This is a genomic window from Parvularcula bermudensis HTCC2503 (assembly GCF_000152825.2).
In the GTDB taxonomy this organism is placed as follows: domain Bacteria; phylum Pseudomonadota; class Alphaproteobacteria; order Caulobacterales; family Parvularculaceae; genus Parvularcula; species Parvularcula bermudensis.
This window is the reverse complement of the sequence record NC_014414.1, coordinates 1,735,032-1,752,756: the sequence shown is the minus strand read 5'-3', so window position 1 is coordinate 1,752,756 and position 17,725 is coordinate 1,735,032. Positions and strand designations below refer to the sequence as shown.

General features: G+C 63.2%; 20 protein-coding genes and 1 pseudogene. 10 read left to right on the top strand and 11 right to left on the bottom strand.

All coding sequences use genetic code 11. The features are described from left to right. Positions 1 to 127: 127 nt before the first annotated feature. The 6 genes from purM to PB2503_RS08250 are packed head-to-tail and all read left to right on the top strand — an operon-like array spanning position 128 to position 4,256. A complete protein-coding gene (gene purM / locus PB2503_RS08275; protein ID WP_013300788.1) occupies positions 128 to 1,126 on the top strand; it encodes a phosphoribosylformylglycinamidine cyclo-ligase in 999 nt (332 codons plus the stop codon). Further along, on the top strand, positions 1,123 to 1,788 hold the full coding sequence (gene purN, locus PB2503_RS08270; protein WP_013300787.1) for a phosphoribosylglycinamide formyltransferase: 666 nt from the start codon (positions 1,123 to 1,125) through the stop codon (positions 1,786 to 1,788). Before purM ends, purN begins: the two co-directional genes overlap by 4 nt. 17 nt (positions 1,789 to 1,805) lie before the next feature. After that, entirely contained in the window at positions 1,806 to 3,029 is a 1,224-nt protein-coding gene (locus PB2503_RS08265) for a bifunctional alpha/beta hydrolase/OsmC family protein (protein WP_013300786.1), read from the top strand. Continuing rightward, positions 3,026 to 3,322 carry a chorismate mutase gene (locus PB2503_RS08260; protein WP_013300785.1) on the top strand — a complete coding sequence of 99 codons (297 nt, stop codon included), beginning with the start codon at positions 3,026 to 3,028 and terminating at the stop codon, positions 3,320 to 3,322. Before PB2503_RS08265 ends, PB2503_RS08260 begins: the two co-directional genes overlap by 4 nt. After that, complete coding sequence (locus PB2503_RS08255) at positions 3,319 to 3,810, top strand: PaaI family thioesterase (protein ID WP_013300784.1); 492 nt, start codon at positions 3,319 to 3,321, stop codon at positions 3,808 to 3,810. The genes PB2503_RS08260 and PB2503_RS08255 overlap by 4 nt, the downstream gene beginning before the upstream one ends. Further along, a complete protein-coding gene (locus PB2503_RS08250; protein ID WP_013300783.1) occupies positions 3,807 to 4,256 on the top strand; it encodes a PaaI family thioesterase in 450 nt (149 codons plus the stop codon). Before PB2503_RS08255 ends, PB2503_RS08250 begins: the two co-directional genes overlap by 4 nt. Here PB2503_RS08250 and PB2503_RS08245 read toward each other — a convergent pair. The 10 genes and pseudogenes from PB2503_RS08245 to PB2503_RS08200 form a co-directional block, all read right to left on the bottom strand. After that, positions 4,228 to 5,313: a class I SAM-dependent methyltransferase gene (locus PB2503_RS08245; protein WP_049781997.1), complete on the bottom strand. Its 1,086-nt coding sequence runs from the start codon at positions 5,311 to 5,313 to the stop codon at positions 4,228 to 4,230. The two genes, PB2503_RS08250 and PB2503_RS08245, sit on opposite strands and share 29 nt — an antisense overlap. A gap of 13 nt (positions 5,314 to 5,326) precedes the next feature. Next, a complete protein-coding gene (locus tag PB2503_RS08240; RefSeq protein WP_013300781.1) occupies positions 5,327 to 6,643 on the bottom strand; it encodes a class I SAM-dependent RNA methyltransferase in 1,317 nt (438 codons plus the stop codon). Beyond that, on the bottom strand, positions 6,609 to 7,340 hold the full coding sequence (locus PB2503_RS08235; RefSeq protein ID WP_013300780.1) for a TlyA family RNA methyltransferase: 732 nt from the start codon (positions 7,338 to 7,340) through the stop codon (positions 6,609 to 6,611). The genes PB2503_RS08240 and PB2503_RS08235 overlap by 35 nt, the downstream gene beginning before the upstream one ends. Before the next feature lie 8 nt (positions 7,341 to 7,348). Further along, positions 7,349 to 9,265, bottom strand: coding sequence for a 1-deoxy-D-xylulose-5-phosphate synthase (gene dxs / locus PB2503_RS08230; protein ID WP_013300779.1), 1,917 nt, complete (start codon positions 9,263 to 9,265; stop codon positions 7,349 to 7,351). Positions 9,266 to 9,387: 122 nt separating this feature from the next. Beyond that, positions 9,388 to 9,624, bottom strand: coding sequence for an exodeoxyribonuclease VII small subunit (locus PB2503_RS08225; protein WP_013300778.1), 237 nt, complete (start codon positions 9,622 to 9,624; stop codon positions 9,388 to 9,390). Then, positions 9,621 to 10,259 carry a histidine phosphatase family protein gene (locus PB2503_RS08220; RefSeq protein WP_013300777.1) on the bottom strand — a complete coding sequence of 213 codons (639 nt, stop codon included), beginning with the start codon at positions 10,257 to 10,259 and terminating at the stop codon, positions 9,621 to 9,623. Before PB2503_RS08220 ends, PB2503_RS08225 begins: the two co-directional genes overlap by 4 nt. A gap of 9 nt (positions 10,260 to 10,268) precedes the next feature. Beyond that, positions 10,269 to 11,202: pseudogene (locus tag PB2503_RS14945) on the bottom strand (histone deacetylase family protein). 3 nt (positions 11,203 to 11,205) lie between these two features. Continuing rightward, the gene (gene proC, locus PB2503_RS08210; RefSeq protein ID WP_013300774.1) at positions 11,206 to 12,027 is read right to left on the bottom strand and encodes a pyrroline-5-carboxylate reductase; all 822 of its coding nucleotides are present in this window, start codon (positions 12,025 to 12,027) and stop codon (positions 11,206 to 11,208) included. A gap of 55 nt (positions 12,028 to 12,082) precedes the next feature. Continuing rightward, the gene (locus tag PB2503_RS08205; RefSeq protein WP_013300773.1) at positions 12,083 to 12,583 is read right to left on the bottom strand and encodes a type III secretion system chaperone family protein; all 501 of its coding nucleotides are present in this window, start codon (positions 12,581 to 12,583) and stop codon (positions 12,083 to 12,085) included. A gap of 107 nt (positions 12,584 to 12,690) precedes the next feature. Beyond that, positions 12,691 to 12,933, bottom strand: a complete 243-nt coding sequence (locus tag PB2503_RS08200; protein WP_013300772.1) for an accessory factor UbiK family protein — start codon at positions 12,931 to 12,933, stop codon at positions 12,691 to 12,693. A 101-nt stretch (positions 12,934 to 13,034) separates the two neighbouring features. Between PB2503_RS08200 and lgt the strand changes: the two genes are divergently transcribed. From lgt to PB2503_RS08180, 4 genes are read left to right on the top strand one after another with little or no spacing between them, the layout of a single operon-like run. Next, positions 13,035 to 13,931, top strand: a complete 897-nt coding sequence (lgt, locus tag PB2503_RS08195; protein ID WP_013300771.1) for a prolipoprotein diacylglyceryl transferase — start codon at positions 13,035 to 13,037, stop codon at positions 13,929 to 13,931. Beyond that, a complete protein-coding gene (locus tag PB2503_RS08190; protein WP_013300770.1) occupies positions 13,928 to 15,016 on the top strand; it encodes a class I SAM-dependent methyltransferase in 1,089 nt (362 codons plus the stop codon). Before lgt ends, PB2503_RS08190 begins: the two co-directional genes overlap by 4 nt. Continuing rightward, the gene (locus PB2503_RS08185) at positions 15,013 to 15,795 is read left to right on the top strand and encodes a purine nucleoside phosphorylase YfiH/LACC1 family protein (RefSeq protein WP_013300769.1); all 783 of its coding nucleotides are present in this window, start codon (positions 15,013 to 15,015) and stop codon (positions 15,793 to 15,795) included. The genes PB2503_RS08190 and PB2503_RS08185 overlap by 4 nt, the downstream gene beginning before the upstream one ends. 52 nt (positions 15,796 to 15,847) lie before the next feature. Continuing rightward, a complete protein-coding gene (locus PB2503_RS08180) occupies positions 15,848 to 16,792 on the top strand; it encodes a ribose-phosphate pyrophosphokinase (RefSeq protein ID WP_013300768.1) in 945 nt (314 codons plus the stop codon). Positions 16,793 to 16,798: 6 nt separating this feature from the next. Here PB2503_RS08180 and PB2503_RS08175 read toward each other — a convergent pair whose 3' ends face one another. Continuing rightward, positions 16,799 to 17,617 carry a sterol desaturase family protein gene (locus PB2503_RS08175; protein WP_013300767.1) on the bottom strand — a complete coding sequence of 273 codons (819 nt, stop codon included), beginning with the start codon at positions 17,615 to 17,617 and terminating at the stop codon, positions 16,799 to 16,801. Positions 17,618 to 17,725 lie beyond the last annotated feature (108 nt).

The window sequence follows — 17,725 nt, the reverse complement described above, 5'->3', positions numbered from 1 at the left end:
CCCCCTAGCAGTGATCGCCGCCCCGGTCACCTTGACGAACCTGTAAGGCAGAGGGACGCCCCGCGCTCTCCCCTCGACAACCCAGCGGAACGGCCTACACCCCTTGGGCTTGAACGAAGGAGACAGCATGGCGGAGGATCCATACGCCAAAGCGGGGGTCAATATCGCAGCGGGAAACCGCCTCGTGGATCGCATCGCGCCCTTGGCGAAAGCCACCAAGCAAGCGGGAAGCGGCGGTGATCTGGGCGGGTTCGGCGGCGTCTTCGACCTCAAGGCCACTGGCTTTCAAGACCCCGTTCTTGTGTCGGGGACCGACGGGGTCGGCACCAAGCTGATGCTTGCCCAGGCGATGGGACGGCACGACACGATCGGGATCGACCTTGTCGCGATGTGCGCCAATGACATTCTCACCCAGGCCGCCAAGCCCCTCTTCTTTCTCGATTACTTCGCCACCGGTCAGCTCGACGAAGCCGTGGCCGCCAGTGTCGTCGAAGGGATCGCGACGGCCTGTCGAGAGACGGAGATGGTGCTGATTGGTGGGGAGACCGCCGAAATGCCGGGCCTTTATGGACCGGGGCACTATGATCTGGCGGGCTTTTGCGTCGGGGCGGCTGAACGGACGGGCCTTCTGCCGCGCCCCGATCTGATGGCGGAGGGCGATGTCCTGATCGGCCTCCCCTCCTCCGGCGCCCACGCGAACGGCTATTCTCTAATTCGCCAAATTGTTGAGCGTTCAGGTATGGCATGGAGCGATAAGGCCCCCTTCGCGGAGACCTCGCTCGGCGACGCCTTCTTAACCCCCACACGGCTCTATATCCGCGATTGCCTGCCCTTGGCCGAGGCCGGTCACCTTAAAGCCATGGCGCATATTACCGGCGGCGGCCTGACGGAGAATGTCCCCCGGGTCCTGCCCTCATCTCTCCGGCCTCGCTACGATGAGACAGCCCTCACTCTGCCGCCGCTGTTCGCCTGGCTGGCCGAGACGGGCGACATCGAGCAGACGGCCATGCGCCGAACCTTCAATTGCGGCATTGGCATGGTGCTGATCGCGTCACCGCCCGCCGTCGATGGGCTTCTTTCTGCGCTCACCGAGGCGCGGGTGATCGGAGACCTCGTCCCCTCATGATCGATAAAAAGCGTGTTGCCGTCCTGATTTCGGGGTCCGGCTCCAATCTCCAAGCCTTGATTGAGGCGAGCCGATCGCCTGACTATCCCGCTGAAATCGTGCTCGTCCTGTCCAATCGGCCGGGCGTCTTTGGGCTGGAGCGGGCGGCCGCGGCAGAAATACCGTCGGTCGTCATTCCCCATGGCGACTATCCCAGTCGGGCCGCCTTCGATGCCGCCATGCAATCCGTCCTTACCCAGAACGATATCGATTGCATCTGCCTGGCGGGGTTCATGCGTATCCTCACCCCGTCCTTCACCAAGGCATGGGAAGGGCGCATGCTGAACATCCACCCCTCGCTCCTTCCCGCCTTCAAGGGGTATGATGCCATCGGCCAAGTCCTCGCCAGTTCGGTTTCGGTCACCGGGGCCAGTGTCCACACCGTCACCAGCGAAGTGGATGCCGGCGACATCGTGGCCCAGGGCGCCGTTCGGCGCGATCCCGACGATACGCGGGAGAGCCTTACCGGGCGGATCCATGCGGTTGAGCATCTCCTCTACCCCTATGCGCTGCGCAGTTTCCTGAGGGGGGAGGCGTCGCCCCCGCCCGCACCCGCCCTCAGCGGCGCTGTGTTTTCGCTTAACCACCGCAGCCGGTTTCGCGAATATCTGTCGCTCACCTAGGATAGGAAAGCGCATAAATGTCGATACGACCGATCAGAACCACGTTTACAGGCGCAACGGGCGCTCAGCTTTCAGCGCGCATCGATTTGCCCGCCGGCACGATCGAGGGGTTTGCGCTCTTCGCCCATTGTTTCACCTGCTCAAAGGACATCTTTGCGGCCCGGAATATCGCCCAGGCCCTGACGGCTCAGGGGATCGGGGTGATGCGCTTTGACTTTACCGGCCTTGGGGAGTCGGAGGGAGAGTTCGGCCGCACGAGCTTTTCCCTCAATCTCGACGATCTGACACGGGCGGCGGATTTTCTGCGGGAAGCCTATCAGGCCCCCTCCCTTCTTATCGGCCATTCCCTAGGCGGCGCGGCGGTGTTGGCGGTGCGGCCGCGCATCCCGGAGGTCAAAGCGGTGGTGACCATCAATGCCCCCGCCAGTGTCGAGCATGTGGCGGGTCATTTCGGGGATAAACTCGCGACCATCATCGCGGAGGGGCAAGCCGATGTCTCCCTCGCGGATCGGGTCTTCACCATCGAGAAACAGTTCGTCGACGATTTGGGACGCCATGATATCCCCGCTGCGGCGGCGGCGCTGGATGCGGCCCTCCTCGTCATGCACAGCCCCATCGATCAGGTCGTCGGGATCGACAACGCGACGGATCTTTTCATTGCCGCAAAGCACCCCAAGAGCTTTGTCAGCCTCGATCAAGCCGATCACCTTCTCAGCCAAAAGGCCGATAGCGCCTATGTCGCCGGCGTTATCGCCGCCTGGGCGCGCCGCTATCTCCCTAAAGCCCCCGCAAAAGACGAGAAGACCGCCGCTGCCAATAATGTGGTCGTCAAGGAAACGGCCCTCGGTCAATTCCAGTGTTTTGTGCAGGTCGGCGCCCATCGCCTGATCGCCGACGAGCCGACAGCGATGGGCGGGTTGGACAGCGGCCCCTCCCCTTATGACTTTCTCGCCACCGCCCTTGGCACTTGCACGGTGATGACCCTCAGAATGTATGCTGAGCGTAAGCAGCTTCCCCTCGAACGGGCGAGCTGTGTCGTGTCCCATGCCAAGGTGCACGCCAAAGAAGCTGACCCCGATGAAGGTCCCATGCAAAAGATCGATGAGTTCACCCGACGGATCCGACTGGACGGCGACTTGTCCGATGAGGCACGCGGGAGACTGCTCGAAATAGCCGATAAATGCCCGGTACATCGGACCCTAGAGGCCGGTGCCCGAGTCAAGACAGAGGAAGACCGATGACCAAACCCGCCGATTGCGCCGATATGACGGCTGTCCGCGCCGAAATTGACCGGCTCGACGATGCGCTCGTGGATCTCTTGGCCGAGCGCTGGACCTATGTCGATCGGGCCTGGCAATTGAAGACCAATCCGGCCGAGGCGACGGTGCCATGGCGGATCCAACAGGTGATCGACCGCGTGGTCGAGCGGGCGGACGGCACCGATCTGCCGGCCCCTCTGGTCGAGGCGCTTTGGCGTCAACTCATCGGTTGGGGTATTCAATATGAGGAAGAAAAGCTGAAAGGCACGACGTGACCGACACCAGCGACAAAGACGAGAACACACGTATCAATGAAGGGGTGATGTGGGCCCTCCAGGGCTTCTATAAGCACGCCCAAACCGAGCACGAATTGCTCAGAACCATTCCCGTCACCCCGGTCACCTTTAGCCGCGGCTTGCTTGAGGTCGACGCCACCATGCCCGAGGTCTTTGCCGATGACGGCCCTGTGTTTGGCGGGCTCTACACCATCCTGCTCGACACCATCCTGGCCATGACGGCCTGGACCGCGATGGACAAATTCGAGACCCTCGCAACGATCAATCTCAAAACCGATTTCTTCGGCGACGCGCAGCCGGGCGAGGTGCTCCGGTTCCGATCGCAGTGCCCCTCGATCATCGACCAGGTCGCGTTTTGTCAGGGTCTCGTCACCGCCGCCGATGGCCGGGCCATCGCGCAAGCAGATGGGACCTTTATGGTGGGGACAAGCCGCAAAGCCTCAAAAGCCAAGGGATCCCGCCTATGACGGACGATTTCTTCCCGCCTGCCAATGACGCCGCGATCGCTCGCATCGATGACTGGCGGGACCGGTCATCGGTGCTGCAATGGCTCGCCTTTAGCGCCAGTATTGACGATGATGGGCTCCTTTACCGGCTGAGTTTTGCTGAACATCATATCGGCAACCCCGCCATCCGCGCGATTCATGGCGGGGTGGTGTCGAGTTTCCTCCAGGTCTGCGCCCTCGCCGAGATACGCGGCAGAGGGGGCCCGACGATCACCGCCAAACCCGTCAGCGTCCACTGTGATTTTCTAAGGCCCGCCAAGGGCGAAGACCTGCTCGGCCGTGCCGTCGTGATCCAGCGGGGGACGCGATTGGTCTTTCTGGAGCTCACAGGATTTCAGAGCGATGCGGGAAAGCCCGTCGCCAAGGCGAATGTCGCCATCAGGCTTCACACCGACGATACGGCGTGACCTTGGTCAAGAAGGCGATGCGTTCATCGCCTTCGACCCGCGCAAAGCCCCCGGAAGCAAATAGCGCGTCGAGATCCTGACGGCAGTAGGCGTCATAATAGGGTTCATGCACGGCGCGCGGAAATCCCTCGAGCATGATATCCATGGCCGTATCGCCATATTGTACGCTGTCGATATGTAAATAATAGCCGCCCGGCTTCAGGACGCGGGAAAATTCGGCGGCCACTCTTTCTCTGACCTTCGCGGGGAGTTCGTGAAAGAGATAGACACTGAATAAAATATCGACACTGTGATCGGCGAAGGGTAATTGTTCCGCCGGGGCCTGAATAAATGCCGCGCGATCCCTGCCCACATGGTTCCGCGCCACGCGCAAATAGGCGGTGGACAGATCGAGTCCGAAGGCATCGACATGGGGCCGATTGACCAGGCAGTCAGCGAGTAATCGCCCGGTGCCGCAGCCAATGTCGACGAGGACCGGCGCGCGACCCTCTTCACCGGCCACGCGATCGATTTCATCGAGCAGGAGCGGCAGCCCCCGGCGCCGCATGGTATCGGCCGCCCCGGTGAAAAGGCTCTCCACCTGGGTGTCGTAGATTTCCGCCGATGGGTCGCTCAGCCACCCATCGCTTTGGAAGTGAAAATTTTGAACGTAATAGGACGGAAGCCCGGCCGGCGCGATTTTGCGGGTCTCGACCGCACCGCCCCGGCGATGGGCGCGCCGCGAAATTGTCCCGGCTTCCTCATAATACCGTCGCGCTTGGGCGAGCAGAGCCCTAAGGTCGGGCGGGGTCCGCAGGTCGGCGGGCACGCGATACCGTCCCGCCGCAATATCCGCCGCTTCTTCCGCAAAGAGACGGAAAAAGGCGCGACGCACCTCGCGCGGGGGGGCGGGACGCGCCCGGTAAGGTCGCGGCACCCTTCCCGGTGAAGTAAAGGGCCCGGCGGCGTGGCGGGAGGCAAGATATTGCGCGGTGTACCACCCGACCTTTGCCGACTGCCCCACGCTATACTGAGCGAGGCGGAGACCATTGCGTATCGGCGAAGGGCGATCTGTCATGGGAAACCACGCATTAGGACGAGTTGACATGTCGGCGGCGTAAAATCGCCACCACTTCAATATGGCCCGACCAGAGAAACTGATCCACCACCGTCAGGGCAGTGAGGTCATAGGCCGCGCTGAACGCCCTCAGGTCACGGGCCAGGGTACCCGGCTGGCACGAGACGGCGGCGACCAGGGGCACCCCCGCCTCGGCAATCGCCGCGGCCTGGGCCGCCGCCCCGGCCCGGGGGGGATCGAACACCACGGCCTCAAAGGCAGCAAGATCCTCGGCCGCAATCGGATCGGTGAACAGGTCGCGTCGCAGCACATCGACGGCGAGTCCAGCGCTGGCCGCGCCCGTCCTGAGAGCGCTGACGGCATCGGGGGCGCCCTCGGCGGCGAGGACCCGTGCGCCGGTCGCCGCCAAGGGCAGGGAGAAAGTGCCGATCCCGGCAAACAGATCCGCCACGCTCCGCACCGCGCCTACCCCCGTGCACACGGCCATTCGGAGAGCGGCCTCCCCATCCGCCGTCGCCTGCAAAAATCCCCCCTGGGGGACGGGGACGCTCGCTTTGCCCCAGCGCATGGCGGGCGGGGTACGCGTGACCAAGGGGATTTCCCCCACCGAAAGGCGCGCCAAATCAGCCACTTCGGCAAAATTGGCCAGCGCCTCTCTCTCTGCGAGGCCAAGTCCCCCCTCATCGACGCCGAGGATCATCAGGTCGATGCCAGTATCGGTCTCCGTCAGGACAAGATCGGCATTGATCGCCCCTTTGGGCAGCAGGCCCTCGGCGGCCTCGGCAAAACGCCGGGCGCAGGTAAACAGCGGCAGGGTGAGAATGTGGCACACTTCCATGGGCACGACCGCATGAGAGCGCCGCTGGCGAAATCCGAAATGAAGGCCATCGGCAAAGCGGCGTAGGGCCAGACGCGCCCGTCGACGGCTGCGCGGCGGCGATTGATGGGTATGCACCGGCGGCACGGCGAACCCAGCGCGCAGCATCGCCGCCTCGACCCGCGCCCGCTTCCAGGCCAGCAACGCCGCCCGATCCATGTGCTGTAGCGCGCAGCCGCCACATTGCGCCCCCGGACCGAAATGCGGACAGGGCGGGGTGACCCGCGCCGGCGCAGCAGCCAAGACCGCCTCCATCTCCCCGCGTTTGCCGCTGAGGCGGGCACGGACCGTTTCGCCGGGCAAGGTGTAGGGAAGGGCGACATCCCCGGCCATTCCCTCCCCGGACGCGGCCAGTCGATCGATGATCACGGTCTTGAGGGCGGGGGGCGGCACGCCCGACCCGTGGCGACGTGGACGATTAGGCACGGCGGGCCCCCACAAGCCATTCGGCATTCCCATCCCCCCCGACGATGGGCGACGGCAGATAACCAATGAGGTCCCATCCCTGCTCGGAAAGGAACGATGTCATGTCTTCGCGCACGACCCTTTCCACGGCGGCGGTGTCCCAGGTGACGAGCCCTCCTTTGCCGATCGCGCCGGGGCCCAGTTCGAATTGCGGTTTGAACAAGATCGCGGCGATGGCCTCAGGGCCACACAGCGCCATGGCGGCGGGCAATACCTTCCTTGCACTGATGAAACTGACGTCACAGGTGAGGAATGAAATGGGCTCGGGCACCTCATGGCGCGTGAGGGTCTTTGCATTGACGCCTTCGAGATTAATGACGGGCGGCGCGCCCGCGACCTCAGGGGCCAACTGGCCGTGGCCGACATCGACGGCATATACCCGCCGCGCCCCCTTGAGGCAGAGGACTTGCGTAAACCCGCCGGTCGAAGCTCCGATATCGAGGCACAGGAGATCCTGCGGATCAAAGGAGAAGGCCTCAAGAGCCGCCAAGAGTTTGAACGCCGCCCGGGAGACATAGGCGAAATCTTCCCCGCGGAACTCGACACGATCGGTGGGCTGAAGAGAGCGACCTGCCTTTCGCACCTGAACCCCATTGACCCAGACATAGCCGTCGCCGATGACTTTTTTGGCCCGTTCACGGCTGCGGACATGGCCGGCCTCGACGAGATAGCTGTCGAGGCGCATACTGATCGTTAAACGCCGCCGTCGGCGGTCGCCAAGGCAACCCCTTGAAAGAACACAATGGCCGCGTCAGCGATATTTTCGGCCTGCAATTTGGCCTCAGCATACATATCGGCGGGTTTTGCCTGATCCTGATAGGTGTCAGGCAATGTCAGGGTACGAATTTTGAGCCCTTTGTCCAGCTGCCCTATCCGCGCCAGGAAATGCAGGACGGCCGCGCCAAAGCCCCCCATCGACCCCTCTTCGACCGTCAGCACGACTTCGTGATCGGCCGCGACACGGGCAATCAGATCCTCATCGAGGGGCTTGGCAAACCGGGCGTCGACCACGGTCGTCGACAGCCCGCGCATCCCAAGAAGATCCGCCGCTTTGAGACATTCAGCAAGGCGTCCGCCATAGGCGATCAGCGCCACCTTTGCCCCTTCGCGCAGGATGCGGCCCCGCCCGATCTCCAGGAGCTGGGGCGTCAGGGGCAATTCAAGGCCCTGCCCCTCCCCCCGCGGAAAGCGGAAGGCGATCGGATGCTCGTCAAAGGCGGCGGCCGTGTGGGTCATATGCACCAATTCGGCTTCATCCCCGGCGGCCATCAGCACCATATTCGGCAGGCATCCAAGATAGGCGATATCGAACGCCCCGGCATGGGTCGCGCCATCGGCCCCCACAAGCCCGGCCCGGTCGAGGGCAAAACGCACCGGCAGGTTCTGCAGGGCCACATCATGAACGACACTGTCATAGGCCCGCTGGAGAAAGGTCGAATAGATCGCCGCAAAGGGGACCATCCCCTCGGCGGCAAGGCCTGCCGCAAAGGTGACGGCGTGTTGTTCGGCGATCCCCACATCGAAGGTCCGATCGGGAAACCGCTCCATGAACTTATCGATCCCCGTGCCCGAGGGCATGGCGGCGGTAATGCCCACCACGCGCTCATCCCGTTCCGCCTCCTTGATCAGCTGGCCGGCGAACACGCTCGTATAGCTCGGGGCGGCGGGTTTGGGCTTATGCTGTTTGCCCGACACGACATCGAATTTCGCCACCCCATGATATTTGTCGGCGGCGGATTCGGCGGGGGCGTAGCCTTTGCCTTTTTGCGTCACGACATGCACCATGACCGGCGCGTCCGTCAGCTCCCGGACATTCTCCAGAACCGGCACGAGGTGATCGAGATTGTGGCCATCGATCGGCCCGACATAATAGAACCCAAGTTCCTCGAACATGGTGCCGCCGGTGACAAAGGCGCGGCCATATTCTTCGAACTTCTCCGCCGAGGTATAAAGACCTTTTGGGAGGCGCTTGGCCAATTGCTTCGCAAGATTTCGGAACGCGTGATATTTATCCGACGAGGCCACCCGCGCGAGATAGGCGGACATCGCCCCCACAGGCGGCGCAATCGACATGTCGTTGTCATTGAGGATCACGGTCAGTTGCTTGCCGCGATCGCCGGCATTGTTCATCGCCTCATAGGCCATGCCCGCCGACATCGACCCATCGCCGATGACCGCCACGACCCGATTAACGTCCCCACGCAAATCCCGCGCGACCGCCATGCCCAGCGCGGCGGAAATCGACGTCGCCGCATGAGCGGCGCCAAAGGGGTCGTATTCACTCTCCGTCCGCTTGGTGAACCCGCTCAGGCCGTCTTTTTGGCGGAGGGTACGGATGCGATCGCGGCGGCCGGTCAAGATCTTGTGAGGGTAGCATTGATGGCCGACATCCCAAATAATCTTATCCGTGGGCGTATCGAACACATAGTGCAGTGCAGTCGTGAGTTCGACCACGCCGAGCCCCGCGCCCAAATGCCCGCCGGTGACGGAAACGGCATCGATTACCTCGGCTCGCAATTCATCGGCGAATTGGGTCAGCTGTGACCGCTCAAGCGCCCGCAGGTCTTGAGGCAGGGTCACCTTATCGAGCAGAGGTGTATCGACAGGCATAATGTCTCCCAACGTAATCCTGACTATGTTTTCCGAACCGCCCGGAAAGCAAGTCGGTAAAGCGCGCTGTCTTGCCACTCATTCGGGCAAAACGGCGGTTTTGTGACGACGATCCCGAGGCGTCAATCGAAGGATGCGGCTTCGGCCGTCGGTTTTCCCTCTGGGTCGAGGACGATTTTCTCGATCTTCTCTCGGGCTGATTTGAGCTTTTTGTCGCAATGCGCTTTCAACGCCGCCCCCCGCTCATAGAGATTGATCGACTCCTCCAAAGGGACATCGCCGGTTTCGAGCCGCTCGATGATCCCTTCGAGTTCACTCAGGGCACTTTCGAAACTCATGGTCGTTACGTCTTGGGTCATTCAGCAGCAGGGGCGGGATCGGCCACCCTCCTCTTTTCCTCATGGTGGTCAGCGGACGCCTTGTGGAGGCGATAGATTCGGTACGACCAATAATGATTGTCGCCGACATGGCACAGACGCCGCCAGTTTCGGCGTTTCATCGCGCCATCGACCATCCAGTTTAGATAGCCATGGGCGGCGAGCAGGACATTATTGCCCTCGGCAGCAAAGTCGATCAGCCGTTGGGCAACTTTCCTGACCCGCCGGCGGGCCTCTCGGTGGCTTTCCGTCCCCTTCGGCGCATAGCCAAGGAACCAGAAGACGCGGCTGACGCGGCCCCAATTGGTCGGTGACAGCTTCAGAAACGGGATCGGCGGCGGCGGCAAGGGCGCTTCGACAAAGATCGCATCCTGGGGCACGATCCGGGCATCCTGGACAAGGGAGGCGGCGGTCTCGATCGCCCGCGGCATGGTGGAGCAGATGATCACATCGCACTCTGCGGCGATGGCCAACAAATCGTCGGGCGGGGACTGATCTGGGGCCAAGCCCGCCAGATCGTAATTCGCCCACCACTCACCATATTCCCGTGCCGAGATACGCACATTGCGATCCACATTCGGCCGCCCGTGCCGCACGGTTACGATTTTACCCGCCATTGCATCGCCCTAGCGGTGTGCGGCGGCGTTGGCGAGGGCCTCGACATGCGCTGCAACAGAACGGGCCAAAGCGTCGAGGGCATAGCCGCCTTCCAGAACCGAGACGACCCTGCCGCCAGCGGTCTCGGCGGCCACGGCCGCGATTTCGGTGGTCACCCACGCAAAATCGTCTTCGGTGAGATCAAGACCGCCCAAGGGGTCTTCACGGTGAGCATCGAACCCCGCAGAGATAACGACCATCTCCGGCGCAAAGTCCCGAAGGGCCGGCAGCAACCGCTCTCCCCACACCCGCCGAAACGCTCGCCCGCCCGTCCCTGACTCGAGGGGCGCGTTGTGGCATTGGCCGAACGCCCCTCGGTCGGTGACGCGACCGGTCCCTGGATATTGCGGCCATTCATGGGATGAGGCGAAAAAAGCATCGGGATCGTTCTCGAAGATCGCTTGGGTGCCATTGCCGTGATGGACATCGAAATCCACGATGGCCATGGGCGTGGCGGGCGTGAAGGGCCGCGATGGCGGCATTGTTAAAGAGACAAAACCCCATAGCGCTGTCGGGGACACTGTGATGCCCCGGCGGTCGACAGGGGACAAAGGCATTACGCGCCCGTCCTTCGCAGACCGCGTCGACCGCAGCGACGGCGCCCCCCGCCGCCCGCAACGCGGCCTCCCGCGAATGGGGGCCCATCCAGGTGTCCGGATCGAGGGCGCGGAGCCGGGGGGACGCCTGTTCACCGATCACGGCGTCGATATAGGCCGATTGATGGGCAAGCCCGATTGTTTCAGGCGTGGCCAGAGGGGCCTCCAACTGATCGGCCGCGGGAAAATCCTTCGCGTCGAACAACGCCTCGAGGACGGTGTAGCGCGCTTGTTGCTCGGGGTGTCCTTCGGGCGTTTCATGCGCGCCGTAGACGGGATGCCGAACGAGCAACGTCCCCTCGGCCATCACTCAGCTCGACAATTCTTGAGCTCGGTCATAGGCCGCCTCTACGGCCTCGGCGATCAGACGGTGAAGGCGTTCATCCGCCATCAACACATTGAGGCCCGCTTCCGTCGTGCCGCCGGGAGAGGTCACCGCCTTGCGCAATTCAGCAGCGGTCCGACCATCCCGCGAGAGATGGAGCGCGGTACCAATGATCGTCTGTTCGGCCAGTAAGCGCGCATCGCTGTCGCTCGCCCCTTGCGCTTTGGCCGCCGCCTCGAAGGCTTCGACCACATAGAGCACAAAGCCCGGCCCACTGCCCGACACACCGGTCAACCGGTCGACATCGTCTTCTGTCTTGGTCCAAACGACCTGCCCAGCGGCCTCCATGAGGGCGGTCGCGGCGGCCTTGTCCTTGTCAGTTACGCCCTCGCCCGCGCAAAGCAGCGACATGCCTTCGCCGATGGCGGCGGGCAGATTGGGCATCGTCCGCACAAGACGGGCATTGGGCGCCTGCCCCTTAAGGAGCTTGCCGATTTCCCCAAGGCTCGTCCCAGCCGCCATGGAAATAAAGAGGGCGTCATTCATGCCGCCAAACTGCAGATCGGGCAGGACGGCGCCAAAGAGCTGCGGTTTTATCCCGAGCACACACACCTCATAGGGTTGATCGTCTTCGGGATTGATGGCGATGCCCGCTTTTTCGGCAAGGGCAATGACGGCATCGGACGGATTGGGGTCGGAGATCGCCGACCGTGCCGGGTCAAGGACGCCTTTCTCGACCCAAGAAGTGAAAAGAGCGCCGCCCATATTACCGGCGCCGACGAGCAGGAGAGAGAGTTTATTGGTCATGGCCCCGCCTTAAGGGCGGCGGGCCGGAAACCACAAGGCCCCAACCGGCATCGTCTCAGGCGTTGCCCGCCGTCTCGCAAATGGCGCTCGAAAACGCCTTGTCGGCCGTTTCACCGCCCCAGACGACGAAATTGAACGCCGGAAAGAACCGGTCGAAGGCATCGAGGGCCGCGCGCACCAGAATTTCCGCCTGGCAATCGTCGAGCCCCTGGGCGATCGGCAGGACGGTGGTGTTCCGATAGATGAGCCCGATCTCCCCATCGAGATCGAAATGGCCGAGCCACAACCGCTCATTGACCAGGGTCAACAGGCGACAGACCTCGTCGCGGCGCGCCTCGGGCACCTTCAATTCGAGGGGCGCCCCGATTTGCAGCATTTGGGCATCCATCCGCCACCCAAACCAAATACCAACTTCCCGCCACGAGCCGGAGAGGCTGATATGCAGTTCGGTATCATCGATCCGTTCGGCATCCATATCCGCCCGCCGGCAGAAGATTTCCACCGTATCGAGGGGATCTGCACTCATCGGATCTTCGGCAATTGCGAATTCGCTCATGATTCACACTCCACACTGGGACGATCTAGCCCGGGTCGGCGCAGTGCCGACTTGGACCTGACTCGTCGGGCCCACCAAGCTCTGCGACGAGAATGGGGGAAAATTGATCAGGCGCCGCTTTTCAGACTCGCCAGCTCGGCTTTGACGGTTTCGAGCTCGTCGAGCGCCTTGGCCGCCATCTCCTGCACCGCCTCGAACTCCTCGCGGGTGACGAGATCGTTCTCGGCGAGAAACCGCTGCAATTGGGAATGCATCACCGTCTCGGCCTCCCGACGGACCCCGTCGGCCATTCCCGCCGCTTCAGAGACCGCTTTGGCCAAACCATCGAGCACAGGGTTCTTGGTTTGCATAATTTGGATCTCCTGTCGGCTCGAACGCGATATGGCCTTTTGCGCTTTGCGAAGGCGGCGGTAAAGGGCGAGGGTGCAAGTTGCAGCGGGTCGTTCCTCCCATGCCCTATCCTAATATTGACCCAGTCTTTTTCAGTCTGGGGCCGCTGCAGATCCGCTGGTACGCCCTCGCCTATATTGCAGGAATTGTGCTGGGCTGGATGTATCTGCGGCATCTCCTCGGCAAGCCCCAACTCTGGCAAGGGCCGAAATCGCGCCACCCCCAGCCGCCGATCGGGAACGACCAGCTCGACGACGTCCTCTTTTACGTCACCCTCGGCATCATCTTCGGGGGTCGCCTTGGCTTTGTCCTGTTCTATCGGCCCGAATTGCTGTGGGCACCGTGGGAGCCGGTCTTGGGCTTTCTGCCGTTCCCGCCGGCCCTGGCGATCTGGCAGGGGGGCATGTCCTTTCACGGCGGGGCCTTAGGGGTTGCCGCTGCAACCGTTTATTTCGCCCGCAAGGAAAAAGTCTCCCCCCTTGCCCTTGGCGACCTCTTCGCTGCCGCGGCACCAATCGGTCTTTTTTTCGGTCGTATCGCCAATTTCATCAATGCGGAGCTATACGGTCGGCCGAGCGATGTTCCCTGGGCGGTGACATTTCCGTCCCACTACGATCCTCTGGCGGAGCAATGGCGCTACGCCGCCGATGCCGTTCCCCGGCACCCCAGCCAGCTCTATGAGGCGGCGCTCGAAGGTCTCGTCTTGTTCGTCATTCTAAGGGTCGCCGTCACCCGGTTCGGCCTCCTCCGCTTTCCCGGCGCCACCATTGCCCTCTTCCTCTCAGGCTACGGCGCGGCGCGGTTTTTCGTCGAATTCTTCCGTGAGCCCGACACGTATGACTTTGCCGGACCGATCGGATTTCTGACGCGCGGCATGATGCTCTCCCTTCCCATGGTCCTGGCCGGGGCGTGGCTCTTCTGGTGGTCGACGCGGCACCGCGGGGGGGCGTCTGTGTGACCCCCACACCGCTTGCGCCTCTCCTTGCGAAGCGAATCGACAAAGAGGGCCCGCTTTCCGTGGGCGCCTACATGGCCGAGGCCCTCGGCCATCCTGAGTTTGGCTATTATATGACCCGCGATCCCTTGGGGGCTGAGGGAGATTTCACCACCGCCCCCGAGATCAGCCAGTTATTCGGCGAGATGATCGGCGGCTTTCTGTTGGCAAGTTGGGCCGCCATGGCGGCCCCCCGGCCGGTCACCTTGGCGGAGTTCGGGCCGGGACGCGGCACCTTGATGGCCGATATGCTGCGGGTCGCCAAGCTACGGCCCGACTTTCTCGAGGCCGCCGAGGCCGTTCTCCTTGAGACCTCACCAGTCTTGCGTTCCCGCCAACGGGAAACCCTGTCCTCGCCCCCCCTGCCCCTCCGGTGGATCGAGGACGCCGCCGCTCTTCCTTCGGGGCCGCTGCTGCTCATCGCCAATGAATTTTTCGACTGCCTCCCGATCAGGCAATTCGTCCGGGCAGGGACGGGGCCTTTGTTCCGGGAACGGCTCGTCACCACCGGGGAGATGCCGGGGCAACTCGCCTATTGCCTCTCCGAAGAGACGTATTCTCCGCCCCCCGGCGCCGCCGCCCATGGCCCCCCCGAGGAAATAGTCGAGACCTGCGCCCCGGCCCACGCCCTCATCGAGGTCCTGATCCCGCGCCTGACCGCAGCGCCGGGGCTGGTGCTGATCATCGATTACGGGGCGGGGCGCAGGGGCAGCGGGGATACGTTTCAAGCGGTCAAAAATCACCAGTTCCACCATCCCCTGGCCCTGCCGGGGGAGGCGGATCTGACCGCCCATGTGAACTTTGCGGCCCTTGCCGACACCGCTCGCCGGGGCGGCCTCGGCGTCTATGGCCCGATCTCGCAAAGCCGCTTCCTGACGGCGCTGGGGCTGCCCGCGCGGGCCGACCAATTGGCAGGGGCGAACCCCGCAGCGAAGGCGGCGATCGCACAGCAAGTCGAGCGCCTGGTGGGCCAGGATCAGATGGGCACCCTGTTCCAGGTCCTGTGCCTGACGAGCCCAGGGAGCCCGGTTCCGCCGGGGATGGCATGACCGACCCTCTACCCTTTGTTCGCTCTGATCGTCTCAAAGACCGCCCCCACGGCTTTTTCGGCCGGGAGGGCGGGGTCAGCACGCCCCCCTTTGACCGTCTCAACACCGGTTATGGCAGCGGCGATCGTGAAGACGCGGTGCAGTCCAACCGAGAGCGTGTGCGCTCAGCGTTAGGCGCCACAGCCCTTGTGACCCTCAAGCAAACCCATTCCGCAAAGGCTGTATTCGTGCCGACGGCCCCCGCCCCCGACGCCCCGGTCAGGGAAGGCGATGCCCTTGTGTCCGACTGCCCAGGCCTTGCCGTTGGGGTCCTCGCCGCCGACTGCCTCCCCCTCCTTCTCGCCGCCCCCGGCACGGGCCTCGTCGCCGCCATCCACGCCGGATGGCGCGGCAGCCTTGCGGGGATCATCGGGGCGGCCATTGATGTGATGGCCGAGAAAGGGGCGGTCCGCGAGAGGATCGTCGGCGCCATCGGCCCCTGTCTGAGGGCGCCGGCCTTTGAAGCCGGGCAGGACCTCGCCGATCTTGTCCTGGCCGCCGACCCCAAGGCCGCGCGTCACCTCGTCCCGCGGGCAGTTTCGGGAAAATATACCTATGACCATGTCGGCTTTGCCCTCGATCGGCTGGCCGATGCGGGGGTGGTGACCGCGCAAATCGACATTGTCGGGGCCTGTACCCTCACCCATGCCGATCGCTGGTTCAGCTATCGGGCCGCGCAGCAAGCGGGACAGGCGCAGTTCGGGCGAAATATGTCGGCCATTGTCGCGGGGCGGACTTGAAAGTTCGGCGCCGCAACGTCATGGGCTTGTCACATCCTAGCGGAGCGCCGGTATGAAGATCCTCGCAGGTAACGCGACCCCCGACCTCGCCGAAGCCATTGGCAAGACCCTCGATGTGCCCCTCGCCCAGGCCCTGGTAAAGAGCTTCAACGATGGGGAGGTGCGCGTCGAAATCGGCGAGAATGTCCGGGGAGAGGATGTGTTTGTCGTCCAATCGACCTCGGAACCGGCCAACAAGCACCTGATGGAATTGCTGATCATGATCGATGCCCTGTCGCGCGCCAGCGCCAGTCGCATCACGGCGGTGATCCCCTATTTTGGCTATGCGCGTCAGGATCGGAAAGCCGGGCCGAGAACCCCGATCAGTGCCAAATTGGTGGCGAACCTGATTACCACAGCCGGTGCCGATCGCGTGTTGACCGTCGACCTCCATGCCGGTCAGCTCCAGGGCTTTTTCGATATCCCTACGGACAATCTCTACGCCGTGACGGTGATGGAGGACGAAATCCGCCAGACCTTCGGCCCCGACCTCAGCGATCTGTGCGTCGTCTCGCCCGATGTCGGCGGGGTGGTGCGGGCACGCACTCTCGCGCGGCGGCTGGGCGATGTTGACCTCGCGATCGTCGACAAGCGGCGCCTCGCCCCCGGGGAGGCTGAGGTGATGAACATTATCGGCGAAGTGGACGGACGCCACTGCATCATGTTCGACGATATCGTCGATTCGGGCGGCACGCTGGTCAACGCCGCCGATGCCCTAACAAAGCAAGGTGCCGCGAGCGTCTCAGCCTATGTGAGCCATGGCGTGCTCTCCGGCGAGGCCGTCGCCCGGATCAATAAGGCGACCAATCTTCATCGGCTGGTGGTGACGGATTCCATCGGCAACCAAGCGCGCAAGGCGCAATCGGAAAAGATCAAGACGATCAGCGTTGCCCGCCTGTTAGCCGAAGCCATCCGGCGGATCGCGAATGAGGAAAGCGTCTCGAGCCTGTTTGAATAAGTCCGCTTAGAGCGGCGCGTTTGCCGGCACCCGAACCGCCATCTTATCGCGTCCCGCCTCGCTGACGGGGTCCCCCTCCAGACTGTCCGTCCCCATCAGGCGGTCCCACCACCGAAAATAGAGACCGAAATTGCGCTGGAACTTCGTGTGATGGAGGTTGTGGTGCCGAGCCGTGATGAGATGGCGACCGATCGGCCCATCCAGGAACCGCCGCGGCCAGACCTCCACGCCTGCGTGGTTCATCACCGCACTGAAGGTCATCAGGCTCAACAGAAGCAGAAAGGTGGCGACATGGATCGGGATCACGAAGGCAAGGGCCGGGACGATCACCGCCCCGATCAGCGCCTCCGCCGGTGAAAAGCAGAACGAGGCCCAGGCTGTCGGCTGCTTTGACATGTGATGGGTGTGGTGGGTCGCCTTATACAAACGCGGATGATGCATGGCCCGATGGGTCCAGTAAAAATAGGTGTCGTGGAGCACGAGGTAGAGGATGAGCGCCACCGGTTGCCAGAACAGGTCGCCGAGGCCGCCGATCTCTCTGGTCAGCGCCGTTCCGCCCTGCTCGAAGAGAAAGAAGAGGACCGCCGCGGGCAGCGCATAGATGAGCGAGACCCCGATTGACGTCTTCGCTTCCCGCCACATCGCCGCCGCGCCGGGCGCCCGTCCCGTGAGCGCGCTGCCCGTCCTGACCGTTGCATCCGGGCGCCAGAGGCTTTTGTGTACGATCCCCGCCATGAACACATACCGGGCCCAGATGATAAGCAGCAGCCACCCGTAGATGGGCAAAAAGAGAGCCAGATCGAGGCTAACCTTATCGGGGATCATATCTCGCTTCCTACGCGCAAATCCTTGCATCGGCAAAGGGCCGCTGATCTCGCCAAGCCTTCGCCCCTCACATGAGCGGCGGGGGTTAGCTACGGCCCTAATCGCCAC

Excerpts from the sequence above, each read along its gene's own strand:
- purM (WP_013300788.1), top strand. The coding sequence starts at position 128 with ATGGCGGAGGATCCATACGCCAAAGCGGGGGTCAATATCGCAGCGGGA.
- dxs (WP_013300779.1), bottom strand. The coding sequence starts at position 9,265 with ATGCCTGTCGATACACCTCTGCTCGATAAGGTGACCCTGCCTCAAGAC.
- PB2503_RS08200 (WP_013300772.1), bottom strand. The coding sequence starts at position 12,933 with ATGCAAACCAAGAACCCTGTGCTCGATGGTTTGGCCAAAGCGGTCTCT.
- lgt (WP_013300771.1), top strand. The coding sequence starts at position 13,035 with ATGCCCTATCCTAATATTGACCCAGTCTTTTTCAGTCTGGGGCCGCTG.
- PB2503_RS08260 (WP_013300785.1), top strand. The coding sequence starts at position 3,026 with ATGACCAAACCCGCCGATTGCGCCGATATGACGGCTGTCCGCGCCGAA.
- purN (WP_013300787.1), top strand. The coding sequence starts at position 1,123 with ATGATCGATAAAAAGCGTGTTGCCGTCCTGATTTCGGGGTCCGGCTCC.
- PB2503_RS08245 (WP_049781997.1), bottom strand. The coding sequence starts at position 5,313 with ATGACAGATCGCCCTTCGCCGATACGCAATGGTCTCCGCCTCGCTCAG.
- PB2503_RS08220 (WP_013300777.1), bottom strand. The coding sequence starts at position 10,259 with ATGGCGGGTAAAATCGTAACCGTGCGGCACGGGCGGCCGAATGTGGAT.
- PB2503_RS08205 (WP_013300773.1), bottom strand. The coding sequence starts at position 12,583 with ATGAGCGAATTCGCAATTGCCGAAGATCCGATGAGTGCAGATCCCCTC.
- PB2503_RS08250 (WP_013300783.1), top strand. The coding sequence starts at position 3,807 with ATGACGGACGATTTCTTCCCGCCTGCCAATGACGCCGCGATCGCTCGC.
- PB2503_RS08185 (WP_013300769.1), top strand. The coding sequence starts at position 15,013 with ATGACCGACCCTCTACCCTTTGTTCGCTCTGATCGTCTCAAAGACCGC.
- PB2503_RS08175 (WP_013300767.1), bottom strand. The coding sequence starts at position 17,617 with ATGATCCCCGATAAGGTTAGCCTCGATCTGGCTCTCTTTTTGCCCATC.
- PB2503_RS08240 (WP_013300781.1), bottom strand. The coding sequence starts at position 6,643 with ATGCCGAATGGCTTGTGGGGGCCCGCCGTGCCTAATCGTCCACGTCGC.
- PB2503_RS08180 (WP_013300768.1), top strand. The coding sequence starts at position 15,848 with ATGAAGATCCTCGCAGGTAACGCGACCCCCGACCTCGCCGAAGCCATT.
- PB2503_RS08225 (WP_013300778.1), bottom strand. The coding sequence starts at position 9,624 with ATGACCCAAGACGTAACGACCATGAGTTTCGAAAGTGCCCTGAGTGAA.
- proC (WP_013300774.1), bottom strand. The coding sequence starts at position 12,027 with ATGACCAATAAACTCTCTCTCCTGCTCGTCGGCGCCGGTAATATGGGC.
- PB2503_RS08265 (WP_013300786.1), top strand. The coding sequence starts at position 1,806 with ATGTCGATACGACCGATCAGAACCACGTTTACAGGCGCAACGGGCGCT.
- PB2503_RS08235 (WP_013300780.1), bottom strand. The coding sequence starts at position 7,340 with ATGCGCCTCGACAGCTATCTCGTCGAGGCCGGCCATGTCCGCAGCCGT.